The sequence below is a fragment of the Lactococcus ileimucosae genome (assembly GCF_943193185.1).
In the GTDB taxonomy this organism is placed as follows: domain Bacteria; phylum Bacillota; class Bacilli; order Lactobacillales; family Streptococcaceae; genus Lactococcus; species Lactococcus ileimucosae.
The window spans coordinates 26,249-41,353 of sequence record NZ_CALPDE010000003.1; the positions used below are offsets into that span (position 1 = coordinate 26,249).

The following is a 15,105-nucleotide window of genomic DNA, read 5'->3' on the forward strand; positions in this document are numbered from 1 at the left end:
TTACATTTTTTATTTTTTCTCTCAAAAGCAAAAAATAGCCTTTCTATTAAGGCTACTTTTGCTTTTCTTAATACCCTTTTGGATGAGAGCTATGCCATTTCCAAGCATTCTCAATAATGTGTTCCAAATCATTTTTTACATGCCAGTCTAAGATTTTACCTGCCTTGGTTGAGTCTGCAACGAGCATATCCGGATCACCCGGGCGACGTTCCCCCATCTTTGCAGGGATTGCTTTGCCCGTCACACGACGTGCTGTTTCTAAAACTTCGAGGTTTGAGTAACCTTTAGAAGAACCAAGATTAAACTGGTCAGAAGCTCCGCCAGACTTTAGATATTCCAAGGCTTTAATGTGCGCTTCGATCAAATCTTCCATATCGATATAATCACGAACACAAGTGCCATCAGGGGTATTGTAATCATCCCCGTAAATCGTGATAAAGTCACGCTGACCTAAAGCTGTCTGTAAGATGAGTGGAATCAGGTGTGTCTCATTTTTATGCGCTTCACCGATACTCCCATCATCCTTTGCCCCTGCGACATTGAAATAACGTAAGGCAACATAGGTCATATCTGTTGCTTGAGATTGCCATTTCATCATTTTTTCCATGATGAGCTTGCTTTCACCATAAGGATTTATCGGTTTTTGTGGTGTTTTTTCAGAAATTGGACTTTCTTCTGGTATACCGAAAGTTGCTGCTGTACTTGAGAAAACGATGTGTTTGATTCCAAATTCTTCCATCGCTTCCAGTATAACCTGTGCTCCCCCCACATTGTTATTAAAATACATCAGCGGTTTTTGCATCGACTCCCCCACTAATGAATAGGCGCAAAAATGCATCAAGCCTTCAATGTTATCTTCTTTTTTGAAAACCTCAGCCAAAAAGTCATAATCGCGGACATCTCCTTCATAGAAACGAACCTTTGCAGGTACTGCTTCACGATGCCCTGTCACCAGATTGTCTATCACTGCAACATCATAGCCACGCGCCAGCAGCATATCAACAGCATGGCTTCCCACATAGCCTGCGCCTCCAAGCACTAAGACTGTCATTTTATTTTATCCTCCATTACTTTGAGTCACAAAGTTTTTCATTAATAATATTTAAGTACAAGTATAGCTTTATTCATTTATAAAAGCAACATACATATGTCTGCATTTCCTTAGACTCTAGATACTGATGTCTACCTTTTTCTACTCATATTTTAAATGTTCAATTTTAACGCCCGTATATTGGCCAATCACGTCAATGGCATGATAGTAACGGCTGAGATAAGCATGTGTATCACGAGCTGTTTCCTTATCGTCCAAACATACCATTTTATCTGTCAACCCTTGCTTCTCTATCTCTTTTAAAAGAGAGGCGTCTTTATTTGAGGGAATGAGGAGAACCAAGTCCATGTTTGGGGCTAAGTTATTATCAATAAAGACCAATCCCTGATTTCCCGAAGAAACAAGAGCCTTTTCAATGTCTTTTGCAAAAGGCGCATCGTTAAAAGAGCGCGCTAAACGTCGAGCTAAGGTTGTCTTACCACTCTGCTTCCCTCCAACAACTCCAACAATTTTAGTAAAATGACGGCGAAAAACAGGATTTATATCCTGCCAATGCAGCAAAGGATCTTCACGGATTTCTGTTGCCGATATCTTGACATCTTGTCTGTCTGCAATTTCTACTCTGTACTCGCGTTCGTCTTTCGGAAAACGAGCCTGCAACTCTGTCACATAATCAGGCTCCCCTACATAAAAGGTAATCCTCTGACTGTCATAATCTTTTAGCAATTCCAGCAAGCGAGAAAACCACTCGTCCCAGCCCTGAGGCATTGGTGGCAAGTCTGTTTCATCCAACTTTGCAACAGAAATATCAGCCTCATCTGCAAAAGCTTCTTGCAAGTAACGATAGCGCTGCTCCAGAGGTAAACCAATCTTATCTCCTCTATCCTTTGCATAACCTGATACAACCAAAAGCACTTGATCATTAAGCGCCGCACACTTGTATATTTGCTGCTGATGTCCTTTATGCAGGGGAGCAAATGTACCAAAATAAACACCCAGTTTTTTCTTTTCACTCATTGCATGCCTTCACTCTATTTTTTTAGGCGCGGACAGTCTTTGCTGCGCCTGATTTCTCATAGAGATTGATTAAGCCGGCACCTGATTTGCGAATCATGTCACCAGGCTTCACAGGGGTTTCCACATCAATGTACAAAAGTGTCATTGGATTTGGTGCTCGATCAATTGGCTCACCGGTTTCTGCCAAACGTAAGTTTTGGATTGTGGTTTCAGAATGACGGAAACCTGGTCCATAAAACTCAATCGTATCCCCCTCTGTAATCACATTACGCTGGCGAATCGTCGCCACTTTACGCTCTGCATCGTATGCCACAACTTCTCCGATAAACTTGTATTCTGGAATCTTGCGACGTGCGCCAAAGAGTTGCTTGTTTTCATCAGGAATGCCGTAATAAAAGCCGGTGTCTAGTTCACGTTGTGCAACCTTCCAAAGTTCATCGATCAGATCCTGCTTGATTTCTTCAAACTTTTCAGGACTTTCAAGATAAGCATCAATAGCTGCTTTGTAAACGTTAGAAACCGTAGAAACATAATGAATAGACTTCATACGTCCCTCAATCTTTAGGGAATTTACACCATTTTTAATCATATCTGGAATATGTTCAATCATGCTCATGTCAACAGCCGACATTGAGAATTCTTCAGGAATTTCTCCCTTGATGGACTTACGTTCGCCGCCAAAAGGCATATCGTAAAGATCATATTTCCAGCGGCAAGACTGAGAACATCCACCGCGGTTAGCATCTCGCATACTCATATAGTTCGAAAGAACGCAGCGACCACTATAGGAAATACACATGGCACCGTGAACAAAGGCTTCGATTTCAACAGTCGTATGTTTACGGATTTCGGCCAATTCTTCCATAGAAACCTCACGCGCCAATACAACCCGCTCTAAACCTAGACCTTTCCAAAATTCTAAAGTTTCATAGTTCGTTGCTGAAGACTGGGTGGACAGATGGATAGGAAGACCAGGTGCCTCTGCTGCACAGATGGCAATCAGTGCGGGGTCGGAAACGATAACCGCAGATATTCCCAAATCACGCAGGGTACGGAACCACTCGCCTGCTCCTTCTTCATTTCCTTCATGTGTCACCATGTTTGCTGCGACATAAACTTTGGCATTGTGTGCCGCTGCATATTCAACTCCCTCACGCATTTCTTCGAAGGTGAAATTTCCCGCACGTGAGCGTAAACCATAGGCTTGACCGCCGATATACACAGCATCCGCACCATAATCAATAGCGACTTTAAGCTTTTCGAGTGTGCCTGCCGGTGCAAGGACCTCAGGTCTTGTATAATTTTTTTGCATTTTTTCTCCTATTTTCAAGATAAGATTTTTGATAAGGTCTGCCGACCAAAACTTTTTTTATTTTTTAGACTGACTTACAACGCGTTTTTATTTGATTTCATCCGGATCAAAATCATAGAAACCATGGGATAAGGTCCGTCCAGCTGGATGCAGCTTTCGAACTTCTTCTTCAAGTTGAAAGGCTTTATCTGCTGTAAACTTTCCTGCTGCGATACATTTTTTTGCCTCAATAAATCGTTTTGTTACTTCAACAAAAACATCACCACGCGTATAAATCCCGTCAAGTTTCCAGTGGTCAAAGCCCATTTTCACCAAGTTTGACAGTTCACTCATCATATTAAGATCGTCGTTGGCAAAGATATGTGTCCCATGATTGTCTTCAAAAATACTGTAATGGGTATCCTCCTTTTTAGGCTCCGAGACAAAAAGATTGCGCGCGCGGTCTTTTCCAGTTTCCTTTGTCTTAATAAAATTATAGTAATTCTGGATCAAAGGGCGCTTGCTTTGATGAATGACCGTCGCACCGTAGACTAGAATTTCTCCCGGTACTTCTAGATTTCCCGTCATCGCTTCAAGTTCTGCCTTGGGAAGTTCACGGGCTAAAACAGCTTCTATAGCCCCTTGCCCCGCCCAAAAATTTACCTGACGGCTTGAGGTAACCATCGTTGAAGCATCATAAACAAAGGGTAAGTCATACTTGTCTCTTTGAAGAACAAAAATGACACCTGCATCTCCTACCGCTATCTTGTCTACCCTAATCTCTTGCAAGAAGTCTAAAAAGGGCTTGATTTTAGCCATCATATCCACGTGCATCAAGGCATTTACCGCAACAGTAACTGTCTTTCCCGCCTCATGCGCCAAAGCAGTAACTTCTCGTATTTCTTCATAGCTAAGTGCCGTGGGTAAACGTAAACCAAACTCAGCTTCGCCAATATAAAGATTGTCAGTTCCGGCCTCAAGGAGAGCTTTGGCTTGCTCCACACTTTCGGCTGTTGTAGTAATTTTAATCATAATCTCAATTATAACAAAAAAGCAACAAAGCTGCTTTTCATCAGAAATATCATACTTTGACAGGGTCTGAAGTAGATGATTTTTACTGTATTTTATTTTTTTCTCAAATGAATTGTAACATTTGTTACGAAATCACCTTGCAAACATTTGCATAATTTGTTATCATGTAATATAGAACTTAATTATCGGGAAAACTTAGGAAGTAAATATGGAATTAAAAAATTTAAACGATTTTTATGAAAAACAGGAATATTATTCATATGATGAGCTGAACTCCGAGCAAACGCATCTTGATAAACGTGTACATGAGCTAACTTTCTTTCTCAATGTTGCTAGTTTTTCAGTTATCATGGCAATGATGATTTACATTTTCACCACAGTAACAAGTAGTCTAGTTGCTGTTCCAGCTGCTCTTGTCCTTGGGTTTATCGTTTTTCTTCTCTGTAAAAAAGGGATTAAAAAACTTGTTTACCTCATCACAAAATAATGCTTTTTAGTTCCTAATAAAGGCTGGCTTAAAGCCATAACAGTACAAAAACCTCAATCGAGGTTTTTTATTTTTTTCCAATTAAAACTTGGACGTGAATTGTTGCTTGGGTGGGTGGGTTTTCTCTCGCTTTCTCCTTTACTTCAGAAGAAGCAGCCCATTCTAGGGGGCTCATTGCCAAAAAATCCAGATGCAGCTCTTCTGGCAACTCAAAACAGTAATGTAATTCTTTTTGTAAAGCATCTGGGTATTCCTGCTTAAAGCGCTGAATAACTTCACTGTTGTCATAATCTATAGGCAAGCCATAAACGGCACGTAACTCTTGCAAGTAAAGCCTGTCTGGTACAATTTTGATGATTTTCCCTTCACTCTTTAAAACGCGTTTAAATTCCTCGTAATTTGAAGGAGTAAAGATATTTAATACGGTTGACATGGAGGCATCTGCGAAAGGAAGATTCGTCAAATCAGCTAAACTGAGGAAGACTGAAAAAGGCAAGTCTGTTGCCATCTCAATCCCATCTCTTGCAATATCAAAGCCAAACTTATTTCCTTCAAAAGACAGCAGCTCTAAAAACTTCCCCTCACCCGTTCCAACATCAAGAAGATTTCCTGCCTGCAGGTGTTTTTCAATTTCTTCCAATACCGGCATGTACATTCCAGCAGTAATCAAGCGGCGCCTCGGCTCAAACATCTTTTTCGTATAGTGTTCCGTATCCGGCTTCGTTTGCAAGAAGTTCACATAGCCTTTTTTATTCAAATTAAAAGTATGATTTCTGTTGCAACGGAGCGCATAGGGTTCTAAGGAAAAAGCTTCGTGGCATAAAGGACAACGCAAGCTTTCGATATTTTTTTCCAAGTACAAATAAGCTTTTTCAATTTTTTTTAACATGCTTCTACTATAAACTATCATATAAATAAGGTCAAATAAGTTTCCGAATATATGTTTGAAGACAGTAACTAGATAATTTTTTATTTATTGGCAGAGTAATATATAATACTTTTAAGAATCTAAGGTGCACAGCTCTTGTTTCAAAATAAACGTAAATAAAATTCCGCGTACGCAACACTCTGAAAGAATGGGGAGAATTTTTTATGAATGAGAAAAGAATCAACAAACATATTTTTGTCTGGATTGGAAACTTTTTAGTAGGACACTTTGGTGTTGATCGCTTTATGCGCGGGCAAATCGGTATGGGGATTTTCAAGCTTCTCTGCAACTGATGACACTGGGTATCTGGTTTCTCACTTGTTAAAGCATACAGCACCTATAGCGATTCTGAAGATATTACTTTTATCAATGGTAAATATTCTAGATAACATTATAAGAGTACATCCCCCTACATCATTCGCGATGATACTGGGTAAGTGTATCAAGCCACTTTTACTTCTGCTTTTTTCTAGAAATGATAGATTGATGAAAAGCAACTGCTCTGCTATAATGTATAAAAAGCCAGAAAAGGAAAAAATCAAGCATATGATTATTCGTGAACTTTGTGTCGAAAACTTTACTAAAATTCCTCGTGCCGTTGCTGCTGGGGTTGAACGTATCGAACTTTGTGATAACCTTGCTGTTGGAGGAACAACTCCGAGTTACGGTGTGATTCAACAAGCTGCTGAATTTATCGGTGATCAAAAAACTACTTTAGCTGTCATCATCCGTCCACGTGGGGGAAATTTTGTTTATAATTCTTATGAATTAAAAATCATGGAAAATGATATCCTAAAAGCTATTGAAGCAGGAGCTCAAAATCTAGTTTGGGGCGCCTTAACAGAAGACAATAAGATTGATACTGAAGCTCTCGAAACGCTCATGGTCGCTTCACAAGGACTTCCTGTTACTTTCCACATGGCTTTTGATGAAATTGAAGACCAGTATGAAGCTATCGATACTCTGGTTGAAGCAGGCGTAGAGAAAATCCTTATGCACGGTGACAGCTTAGATAAACCTCTCAATACAGCTAAAATTGCAGAGCTGGTGCAATATGCCCAAGGTAAAATTACGATTATTATCGGTGGTGGTGTAACTGTTGATAACTTTGAAGAATACGCAGCTTTGACAGGAACAAATTTCGTACACGGTACAAAAATTCTTTCAGAATAAACTATAAAAAGCATGTTTCTCATTAATATGAAGAATCATGCTTTTTTCTGTACTCTATGTCTCTATAAAAGGATTTATATCATTTTAGTATAGAGTTTATCTTGTTTTCTGAAAAACACTTTGTAGAGGGGAGGGGTGTTCTATTATTGATGAACGATTATGGCTGGGCGGATGGATCGACTAGCTGCCTGATGCGGGGAATGGTATCCGCCAACTGAACCAAAAGGATTCGACGAGCTCCCAGTTATTGCCCACCAACGATCAAGAGTATCTGAGTCAATACCACCTCTCGTACGAAGCCACCAATGAAACTTATTACCCTCTCCACGACTCTCTAGATTAGTAAAAGCACGCCCTGGACCTGATAAACGGACTATATCTGCTAAAGAAAGTGAAAAGGCACGGGGACTACCACTTGTATCAACTCGACTCACGTCATTCGCAACTTCTGGGAAATCTTCTATATTGGTAGGTAACCAGCGTGTACCGTGTCCAGTCATCCATATAGCATCGGTATCCAACATAACAGGCTCCGTTCCGGGGATAACTACAGGCTGAACCATAGCTCTAACTGTTGTATCAAGGGCATCATACCATTGATTGGTACGTGCTTCCTGATCAATCCAGGAAACGTGTGCAATACCTTCATTCCGAATAATCAAATGATTCCCTCCACCTTGATTCTCCAAATAACGGTACTGCTCCCCAGCCATAGTAAAGATGGTCCCCGGTGCCATGATGCTAAAGTTGATTTGGTTAGGTTGGACATTGTCATCTGGTCCCGGGTTCCCCCAGTTGTTATCAATAGAACCATTTTGTACGGCTGTCAGGAAGTCTGATAAGTCATCATGATGCGTATAGTCTGGATCTGCAGCCAAGAAATCATTGATACGGTCAGGACTGATCAGTTGCCCATCCACATAGATACCGTAATAATATTCTCCCGGGATGTTATCTGCCGCTGCGGTCATCTGAGCCGCATCCAAGAGGTAAGAGGTGGTCTCCCCTGCTTGGAGTTGGTTCGCCCAGTAAGCCCAGCCTGTTTGGTGGTCGATCACCCAGAAGTTCCCGACTTTCAGGTTATTAGGCAGGGCTGCCCACTGACTGATTGTCATTGGGGCACGTTCTTGTTGCAGGTTTTGAGCGGCATCATGGCTGACTTCTTCGCCCGGCCAGACTGGTCCGCTGTTGTCAAAGCTGTCGCCAGAGGACCAGTAGGCATCTGTACCGTCTCCCGGATGTGTAGCTCCATCTGTGACACCGTCTGTGGCTGTACTTGTGAGCCAGTCACGGGCATGCCCTGCTGAGGCGGTCATCAGGTCTTGGTTGTCCCGATTGAAGGTGGGTATGAACCATGGGGCATCTTGACCTGAGCGGGTCCAACCAAAGGTCAGGTTGGCATAGGTGTTGAAGGCAGCTGAGTCACTTACACGGGTGTTGAGATTGGTCTCTGAGGGACGCATGACCGTCCAAGTGTTCACTTGGTCACGGATGGTGCCACCTACTATAGGGGTGAAGTCTGTATCGCCTGCTGAGCGTTTCTCCATGAACTCGGAGAGGCGGATACGGGCCATGAGGGGCACATTGCCATAGTTCTCCACGAAGACGTCCTTGTTTTCGGTGTCACGGTTGTAGTAGTCGTGGACACGGCCGCCGGGGATGTTTTCCCGGAGCCGGTCATTGATGGCCCGCTGGTTGAAGGCTTGGAAGGCGAAGGTGCCGCCTACCAAGAGCAATAAGAGGGACAGGAGCGCGAGGTTGCGCAGCCGCCGCTGGTTTTTCTTTTCTGGTGTCATAAACTCCTCCTTTGACGTAACTTGTACTTTTAGATTTTCATTACATATACATTTCTAATGTTACGTTTACTTTCTGAGTCTATAGTATAAAAAAAAAAAAGGTCAAATGAAATGAGTGTTTGATGAGAAAAGGGGCTTGGTTTGCTTTGGGGCGTGCTTGGCCTTCTCTGCTGGAAATGTGAAACTGCTAAACCTAAAAAACCTTACTAAGTTAGAACCTCCTCTGTGAAGTTCATCACTGACATTTTCTTGCTCAGCACTTTCCCTCTCTACTCCATGTTTTTCTAATTCGTGCAAATTTGTTAAAATAAGGTGTAGATAAAATAATTAAAGGGAGTGAAAGAATATGAAAAGGAAAGATCGCCGAAAGAAAAAAAGTATGACCAAAATTTTATTACTACTTTTGGTTTTGATAATAGGCGTGATTGTGTATGTCTTCCTCAATCAAAAACAAGCTGATAAAAAGGCTGAAAACTCTGTAGCAAATATTGCTTCAAAAGAAAAAAATACTGTTTCAAAAAATTCCTCTGAAAAGAAAGTGTTGCTTTCTAAAGACGAAAATCACTTGCCTATATTAATGTATCATTATGTTACTTCAAATTCTGATGAGCTCCCTCAAGATTCTAATAATATAGACATTGTGGCTTTCGAAAATCAACTAAAGGCCCTAAAAGAAAACAACTACAAGACTGTCAGCGCTGCCGAAGCCCAGGAGTTGCTTACAAAAAAGGAAAAGTTGGATAACAAACTGGTCTGGCTCACATTTGACGATGGTTCTGTTACAATGTACACAAGAATTTTCCCATTATTAAAAAAATATAACATGCACGCCACTTCATTTATTATTACAGACTATGTGAATAACGGACAGGGTGGGATCCTTACATGGGACCAAATCAAGGAGATGAAAGAAAGTGGGCTAGTAGATTTTGGAAGTCATACAGCCCAACACTTTGATTTAGGTCTACAAACTGCCGAACAACAGCAAGAGGAACTTTTGAAATCCAAATCAGATTTAGACAAAGAGCTAAACCAGAATACTGATATGATCTGTTACCCAGCTGGTGGCTACAATCAAGATACTCTGGATATTGCTGATAAACTGGGCTATAGGTTTGGTTTTCTTGATCCTGGACGTAATGGCGCTGTCGAAGCTGATGCTAAAGAAAGTGACGGACTTCTTATGCTCCCTCGCTATAGAATGTTAGATACAACAACCCCCAATGACCTGTTAAAAATGCTTGAGCAGTCCACTGTCTATAATACAGAAAACACGATTGAAAAATGATTAAGCTTATCACAGAAGAACGGACTTAATTTCGTCCTAAAAAAAGTTTTTCAAAAACACAAAAACCGCTCTATTAAGCGGTTTTCATAATCATGTAAAGTCATATAGCTGTATATTTAAGGCGCTAAGCCTTGGCGACTCACAAAATTTGACAAACTCGGTCGTTATGATATAATGGTTTCAACGAATATTGTAGTGAGCATTGCTCACCGCTTAAACCGAGGACTGGCAAATTTCCTCGGTTTTTTTGTTTTTCAAATTTCAAACAGCAAAAAACGCCCCTCTGGCAAAGGGGCGAAATAGTGGACTAACGGCGCTTACGTCGGTCTTTCAACCAATCCTTGACCAGCTCAAGGACTACTCCGACCACTATCGGAGCGACAACTGATACGAATATTGTAATGAGCATAAACTCACCTCCTTTCTAAGGCGTGATTGCATCAAAAAGGTGCGCCGAAAGTTATTATAGCATAGTCTGAGTTAAAAAGAAAAAAGCCGCCCAAGTTTTGCGACATGGGGCGGCTTTAGACAATAAATACAGAAACAACACGGCAATTGTGTCTTTTCTTGTACTCCGTTTTACAAGAAAAAGGAGTTAAACGCAATTATGGCAAGTTTCAGAAAGCGTGGAAAACATGGGAATTTACAATTTCAAGAGCAAAAGAAAATAAACCACCACTCACAAAAGTTGGCTTTAGAACCAAAGCTGATGCGATTGAAGCAGCTGATAAAGCAAAGGGCGAACTTAAAAACGAGTCACAATTTGCAAGAGACATTACCCTATATGATTTTTTGAGCATGTATGATTTCACTTGATTTTCAAAACACAAAAACCGCTCTATTAAGCGGTTTTTAATATAATACACTATAATACAATGTATTGAAAAAGGCGGCAGACGGATTTGAACCGACGATCAAGCTTTTGCAGAGCCATGCCTTACCACTTGGCTATGCCGCCACAACATTAATCATTATATCGAAATCTAGACGTAAAAGCAAGAACTTTTGTGGCTTTTTCCATGCCAAACTCCTGTTTCATTCTTTCATTTTAACAAGTATTTGCTAAAGGCGAATATACGTCTTCTCTTGAACATCATGAATTTTTGAGCAAAATCTTAGTACTTCAGAGAAGTCAATAGACTGGCACAAATGTAAAACCTTGCTTAATTTTAGCCAAAATGTAAAAACAAAAAGTACTCAATCCCATCGTTCTTAGGTATAGGCTTGAGTACTTTTTCATTTTTGGGATTTTGTCCCAGACCGTTTATTTTTCTCAAAGTTTTTATCTCTTATTTTACTGCTTTTCCAGCGCTTGGATACGTTTTTCTTGGCCGATGATTTCTCCAGCCAAGTCTTTGAAGGTAATTGCGTTCATCAGATGATCTTGAGCATGTACCATATAGAGGTCTATTTCTGTATGAATCCCCTGTGCTTCTTTTGTCAACATATCTGTCTGAACATCATGGGCTTGGAGCAACTCCTGGTTAGACTCCTGAAGGGACTTTTCTGCTGCTTCAAAATCCCCTTCTTTTGCTTGTTGGATAGCTTGAAAGGCCAGACCTTTAGCATTTCCACCATGCATGATAATGCCCATCACAATTTCCATTCTTTCTTCGTTCATTACATCCCCTTATTTCTTAATCTTTATCTCTGTTTTACTTCATCAGTGCTTCTGCTGCTTCAAGGACTTTATCCCCTCGCATCATGCCATAGTCCTGCATTTTTATCACATCCATCGGCACATCTGCTGCTGCTGCTTTCTTTTGTACTTCTGCCTTCATGAAGCCTACTTGAGGTCCTAAAAGAAGGACATCTGGTTTAGGATTGGCAGCAAGCATATTGTCAATATCCGCTGTTGATTTTGCAAAAATTTCGTAGTCTTTTCCCTTATCTGCAGCTGCTTTTTGCATTTTTGAAACCAAGAGAGATGTGGACATCCCCGCTGCACAAGCCAAAGCGATTATTTTATCAGCCATATTAGTTTTTCCCCTTTTTTCTTTTTATAGTTTCAAGTATACCGCTTTCATTTCTATTTTGCAAGTGCTCTCACTAATGAAGCACAAGGTACTTTATAGGAAATCGCCATTGTTTTCAATTAAGTTCTTATACCAATAATAAGAATCTTTAGGAATTCGTTTTAAACTCCCTTCCATGCGCTCATCTTGGTCAACATAAACGAAACCATACCGTTTTTGATAGCCATTCAGCCAACTTAACAAATCTGTATAAGACCATGTATGATAACCGATAACCTGAACACCGTCTGTCATTGCTTCTTTTATAGCTTTTACATGTGCTTCCAGATAGTTGATACGGTAGGTATCGTGAACTTTTCCAGATTCTAGCTTGTCATATTCTCCAAGCCCATTTTCCGTAATCATCACTTGGATACGATAACGGCTAGTGATACGGCGCAATGCAATCCTCAAGCCTACAGGGTCTATTTCCCAATCCCAGTTTGTCCGCTCAACAGATGGATTAGTCACGCGCTTATACAACCCTGGAATGCCTTGCTCACCACCAGAGCCCTTTACACCAGTCGTGTTCATTTTACCCAGAGTTACCCCACCTTCTCTTGGATTCCACGCATTTGCGGCAGTTTGATAATAATTAATCCCTAAAAAATCGGGTTGGGCAGACTTTAATAACTCAAAGTCATGCGCTTCTGATTCAAACATCAGGTCATTTTCTTTAAGGTAATTCAAACCTGCTATGGGGTATTCCCCATAACAATAAACATCCATCCAAAAGTGTGCAAGCATTTCTTCGGCATTTTCAGCAGCTAAAACATTAAGTGGATTTGCATCTATCGCATAGTTCGGTGTATAGGCAAAGGAAGGACCTATTTTTCCCGGCATTGCCATGTCATGAAATTTATTGATGACTGCTGCATTTGCCAAGTTTGCATGGTGATTGACTTGATAAAACAGCTTCATATCAACTTTCCCCGGTGGATGTGTCGCCAATATCCAACCGTGCTGAGTAAAAATATTTTGCTCATTAAGTGAAACCCAATATTTTACTTTCCCTTTGAAGGCTGTAAATAAAGTTTCAGCATAATTGACAAAATCTTCAATGATTCGGCGGCTTTCCCACCCCCGATACTCATCTTCCAAAGTCTGAGGCAGATCCCAGTGATAAAGCGTGACCACGGGTTCGATATCATGTGCAAGAAGTTCATCCACTAGGTCCACATAGAATTGTAAACCTTTTCTGTTGATTTCTCCGCGTCCCTCAGGAAAAATACGTGTCCAAGCAATTGAGAAGCGGTAAGATTTCAGTCCCATTTCTGCCATAAGTGCCACGTCTTCCTTATAGCGGTGGTAGTGATCAACAGCTATATCACCAGTTGTTCCTTGAAATGTTTTCCCCGGAATCCGGACAAATTTATCCCAAACAGAAAGGCCTTTACCCTCTTCATCATGTGCCCCCTCAACTTGGTAAGCCGCTGATGCAGAGCCCCATAAAAAGTTTTTGGGGAAAGCTTTAAGTTTTTTATGTTCCATTATAGTTCCTCTCCATTTGTGGCGATAACTTTACTGTACCAAGCGAAAGAATCTTTTTTCGAGCGTTCCAGAGTTCCATTTCCTTCGTTATCTTTATCCACATAAATAAAGCCATAACGTTTCTTCATTTCACCTGTTCCAGCAGAAACAAGGTCGATAAAGCCCCAAGGTGTATAACCTATCAAATCCACGCCATCGTAGTCCACAGCCTCCTTCATCGCTTCAATGTGGGCCTTCAAGTATTCCACACGATATGGATCGTGAATGCTGCCATCTTCCTCTACTTTATCCGCGGCTCCAAAACCATTTTCAACGATAAAGAGTGGTTTTTCATAACGTTCATTGAACCAATTCAAACTGTAGCGTAAGCCCAATGGATCAATTTGCCAGCCCCATTCTGATGCTTGGACATATTGGTTTTTTACTAAATCTCGGTTTTCAATGTAATCAAATGTTGGAGCTCCAAGATTCTCTTGATTCCCTGTTTTTTCAGCCGTACTTGGCATATAGTTCAGTTTAAGACTTGGGTCAATCTTTTCAGCCTGATCTTTAATGGCAAAGCTCATATAATAACTAAAACCGATATAATCCACTTCTCCTTTAGCGAGGTTTTCAATATCTTCTGCTGTTATATCCAAGTCGAAGCCTTTGCGTTCAAAGTATTTGAGGATATAACTTGGATAATGTCCACGCGCATGCACATCAGTAAACCACAAACGTCGTTGCATCGCAACCTGCGCCGCCATCATATCTTCTGGTTTACATGTCGCAGGATAAATAGGACACATGGCAATCATACAGCCTATTTGAAAATCAGGATTAATCTTGTGGCCGAGCTCAACAACTCGTGCTGAAGCGACCAGCTCATAGTGTGCAGCCTGATACATAATCTTTTCACGATTTTCACCTTCAACAAACTTAAGTCCTGAGTTAGTAAAAGGGGCAAAATCCATGTCAAAATTTGCTTGATTGTTAATCTCGTTAAAAGTCATCCAGTATTTGACTTTATCTTTATAGCGCGTCATTACCACTTCAGCAAATCTTACGAAGAAGTCTATCAATTGGCGATTACGCCAGCCCCCATATTCCGTAACCAAATGATAAGGCATTTCAAAGTGCGACAGCGTGATGACTGGCTCAATACCATTTTTCAAGCATTCATCAAACAAATCATCATAAAATTGTAGACCTTCTTCATTTGGTTCCTGTTCATCACCATTTGGGAAAATACGTGTCCAAGCAATGGATGTCCGGAAGCAATTGACACCCAACTCAGCAAAAAGTTTGACATCATCCTTATAGCGATGATAGAAGTCAATAGCCTCATGATTAGGATAATTTTCACCGGGCAAGACACCATCGGTAATCCGACGCTCAACCCCATTTGCCCCAGCAGTCATGACATCAGCAACGGAAACACCTTTTCCACCAGCCTTCCAACCACCTTCAAGTTGATGAGCAGCCACCGCGCCGCCCCATAAGAAATCTTTTCTTAAAGTCATTTTTCCTCTCTCTTTTCTCTAATTCTAAGGTTTG

The 15,105-nt window shown here is 40.9% G+C and carries 15 protein-coding genes and 1 tRNA gene; 4 read left to right on the forward strand and 12 right to left on the reverse strand.

The genetic code is table 11. The features are described 5' to 3' along the window. Positions 1–67: 67 nt before the first annotated feature. From galE to NFR51_RS02120, 4 genes are all read right to left on the reverse strand, one after another. Positions 68–1,051 carry a UDP-glucose 4-epimerase GalE gene (galE, locus tag NFR51_RS02105; protein ID WP_251712112.1) on the reverse strand — a complete coding sequence of 328 codons (984 nt, stop codon included), beginning with the start codon at positions 1,049–1,051 and terminating at the stop codon, positions 68–70. Between the two features lie 141 nt (positions 1,052–1,192). Further along, on the reverse strand, positions 1,193–2,068 hold the full coding sequence (locus NFR51_RS02110; protein WP_251712113.1) for an adenylyltransferase/cytidyltransferase family protein: 876 nt from the start codon (positions 2,066–2,068) through the stop codon (positions 1,193–1,195). A gap of 22 nt (positions 2,069–2,090) precedes the next feature. Further along, on the reverse strand, positions 2,091–3,380 hold the full coding sequence (locus NFR51_RS02115) for a peptidase U32 family protein (protein WP_251712114.1): 1,290 nt from the start codon (positions 3,378–3,380) through the stop codon (positions 2,091–2,093). Positions 3,381–3,467: 87 nt separating this feature from the next. After that, positions 3,468–4,391 (reverse strand): peptidase U32 family protein, encoded by a 924-nt coding sequence (locus NFR51_RS02120; RefSeq protein ID WP_251712115.1) that lies wholly within the window; start codon positions 4,389–4,391, stop codon positions 3,468–3,470. Between the two features lie 208 nt (positions 4,392–4,599). Here NFR51_RS02120 and NFR51_RS02125 point away from each other — a divergent pair, with 208 nt between their 5' ends. Continuing rightward, positions 4,600–4,878, forward strand: a complete 279-nt coding sequence (locus NFR51_RS02125) for a DUF3270 family protein (RefSeq protein WP_251712116.1) — start codon at positions 4,600–4,602, stop codon at positions 4,876–4,878. A gap of 67 nt (positions 4,879–4,945) precedes the next feature. On the opposite strand, the gene NFR51_RS02130 is transcribed toward NFR51_RS02125, so the two are convergent. Next, complete coding sequence (locus NFR51_RS02130; protein WP_251712117.1) at positions 4,946–5,767, reverse strand: putative RNA methyltransferase; 822 nt, start codon at positions 5,765–5,767, stop codon at positions 4,946–4,948. Between the two features lie 203 nt (positions 5,768–5,970). Between NFR51_RS02130 and NFR51_RS02135 the strand changes: the two genes are divergently transcribed. Both NFR51_RS02135 and NFR51_RS02140 read left to right on the forward strand, forming a co-directional pair. Then, complete coding sequence (locus tag NFR51_RS02135) at positions 5,971–6,099, forward strand: NINE protein (protein ID WP_251712118.1); 129 nt, start codon at positions 5,971–5,973, stop codon at positions 6,097–6,099. A 253-nt stretch (positions 6,100–6,352) separates the two neighbouring features. Next, the gene (locus NFR51_RS02140; RefSeq protein WP_251712119.1) at positions 6,353–6,979 is read left to right on the forward strand and encodes a copper homeostasis protein CutC; all 627 of its coding nucleotides are present in this window, start codon (positions 6,353–6,355) and stop codon (positions 6,977–6,979) included. A gap of 143 nt (positions 6,980–7,122) precedes the next feature. Here NFR51_RS02140 and NFR51_RS02145 read toward each other — a convergent pair whose 3' ends face one another. Beyond that, on the reverse strand, positions 7,123–8,775 hold the full coding sequence (locus NFR51_RS02145) for a hypothetical protein (RefSeq protein WP_251712120.1): 1,653 nt from the start codon (positions 8,773–8,775) through the stop codon (positions 7,123–7,125). A 379-nt stretch (positions 8,776–9,154) separates the two neighbouring features. Between NFR51_RS02145 and NFR51_RS02150 the strand changes: the two genes are divergently transcribed. Then, entirely contained in the window at positions 9,155–10,063 is a 909-nt protein-coding gene (locus NFR51_RS02150) for a polysaccharide deacetylase family protein (protein ID WP_251712121.1), read from the forward strand. Positions 10,064–10,370: 307 nt separating this feature from the next. Here the strand turns inward: NFR51_RS02150 and NFR51_RS02155 are convergent, their stop codons facing one another. The 6 genes from NFR51_RS02155 to NFR51_RS02180 all read right to left on the reverse strand — a co-directional run bounded on the left by NFR51_RS02155 (position 10,371) and on the right by NFR51_RS02180 (position 15,071). After that, on the reverse strand, positions 10,371–10,472 hold the full coding sequence (locus NFR51_RS02155) for a type I toxin-antitoxin system Fst family toxin (protein ID WP_202231214.1): 102 nt from the start codon (positions 10,470–10,472) through the stop codon (positions 10,371–10,373). 478 nt (positions 10,473–10,950) lie between these two features. Next, positions 10,951–11,021, reverse strand: a tRNA-Cys gene (locus tag NFR51_RS02160). A gap of 336 nt (positions 11,022–11,357) precedes the next feature. Next, positions 11,358–11,684 (reverse strand): PTS lactose/cellobiose transporter subunit IIA, encoded by a 327-nt coding sequence (locus NFR51_RS02165; protein WP_251712122.1) that lies wholly within the window; start codon positions 11,682–11,684, stop codon positions 11,358–11,360. Positions 11,685–11,718: 34 nt separating this feature from the next. Next, positions 11,719–12,039 carry a PTS sugar transporter subunit IIB gene (locus NFR51_RS02170; RefSeq protein WP_251712123.1) on the reverse strand — a complete coding sequence of 107 codons (321 nt, stop codon included), beginning with the start codon at positions 12,037–12,039 and terminating at the stop codon, positions 11,719–11,721. 93 nt (positions 12,040–12,132) lie between these two features. After that, positions 12,133–13,569 (reverse strand): glycoside hydrolase family 1 protein, encoded by a 1,437-nt coding sequence (locus tag NFR51_RS02175; RefSeq protein WP_251712124.1) that lies wholly within the window; start codon positions 13,567–13,569, stop codon positions 12,133–12,135. Further along, the gene (locus NFR51_RS02180) at positions 13,569–15,071 is read right to left on the reverse strand and encodes a 6-phospho-beta-glucosidase (protein ID WP_251712125.1); all 1,503 of its coding nucleotides are present in this window, start codon (positions 15,069–15,071) and stop codon (positions 13,569–13,571) included. The genes NFR51_RS02175 and NFR51_RS02180 overlap by 1 nt, the downstream gene beginning before the upstream one ends. Between the last annotated feature and the right edge of the window lie 34 nt (positions 15,072–15,105).

Excerpts from the sequence above, each read along its gene's own strand:
- NFR51_RS02130 (WP_251712117.1), bottom strand. The coding sequence starts at position 5,767 with ATGTTAAAAAAAATTGAAAAAGCTTATTTGTACTTGGAAAAAAATATC.
- NFR51_RS02165 (WP_251712122.1), bottom strand. The coding sequence starts at position 11,684 with ATGAACGAAGAAAGAATGGAAATTGTGATGGGCATTATCATGCATGGT.
- NFR51_RS02110 (WP_251712113.1), bottom strand. The coding sequence starts at position 2,068 with ATGAGTGAAAAGAAAAAACTGGGTGTTTATTTTGGTACATTTGCTCCC.
- NFR51_RS02175 (WP_251712124.1), bottom strand. The coding sequence starts at position 13,569 with ATGGAACATAAAAAACTTAAAGCTTTCCCCAAAAACTTTTTATGGGGC.
- NFR51_RS02150 (WP_251712121.1), top strand. The coding sequence starts at position 9,155 with ATGACCAAAATTTTATTACTACTTTTGGTTTTGATAATAGGCGTGATT.
- NFR51_RS02170 (WP_251712123.1), bottom strand. The coding sequence starts at position 12,039 with ATGGCTGATAAAATAATCGCTTTGGCTTGTGCAGCGGGGATGTCCACA.
- NFR51_RS02180 (WP_251712125.1), bottom strand. The coding sequence starts at position 15,071 with ATGACTTTAAGAAAAGATTTCTTATGGGGCGGCGCGGTGGCTGCTCAT.
- NFR51_RS02145 (WP_251712120.1), bottom strand. The coding sequence starts at position 8,775 with ATGACACCAGAAAAGAAAAACCAGCGGCGGCTGCGCAACCTCGCGCTC.
- NFR51_RS02125 (WP_251712116.1), top strand. The coding sequence starts at position 4,600 with ATGGAATTAAAAAATTTAAACGATTTTTATGAAAAACAGGAATATTAT.
- NFR51_RS02140 (WP_251712119.1), top strand. The coding sequence starts at position 6,353 with ATGATTATTCGTGAACTTTGTGTCGAAAACTTTACTAAAATTCCTCGT.
- galE (WP_251712112.1), bottom strand. The coding sequence starts at position 1,051 with ATGACAGTCTTAGTGCTTGGAGGCGCAGGCTATGTGGGAAGCCATGCT.
- NFR51_RS02120 (WP_251712115.1), bottom strand. The coding sequence starts at position 4,391 with ATGATTAAAATTACTACAACAGCCGAAAGTGTGGAGCAAGCCAAAGCT.
- NFR51_RS02115 (WP_251712114.1), bottom strand. The coding sequence starts at position 3,380 with ATGCAAAAAAATTATACAAGACCTGAGGTCCTTGCACCGGCAGGCACA.
- NFR51_RS02155 (WP_202231214.1), bottom strand. The coding sequence starts at position 10,472 with ATGCTCATTACAATATTCGTATCAGTTGTCGCTCCGATAGTGGTCGGA.
- NFR51_RS02135 (WP_251712118.1), top strand. The coding sequence starts at position 5,971 with ATGAATGAGAAAAGAATCAACAAACATATTTTTGTCTGGATTGGAAAC.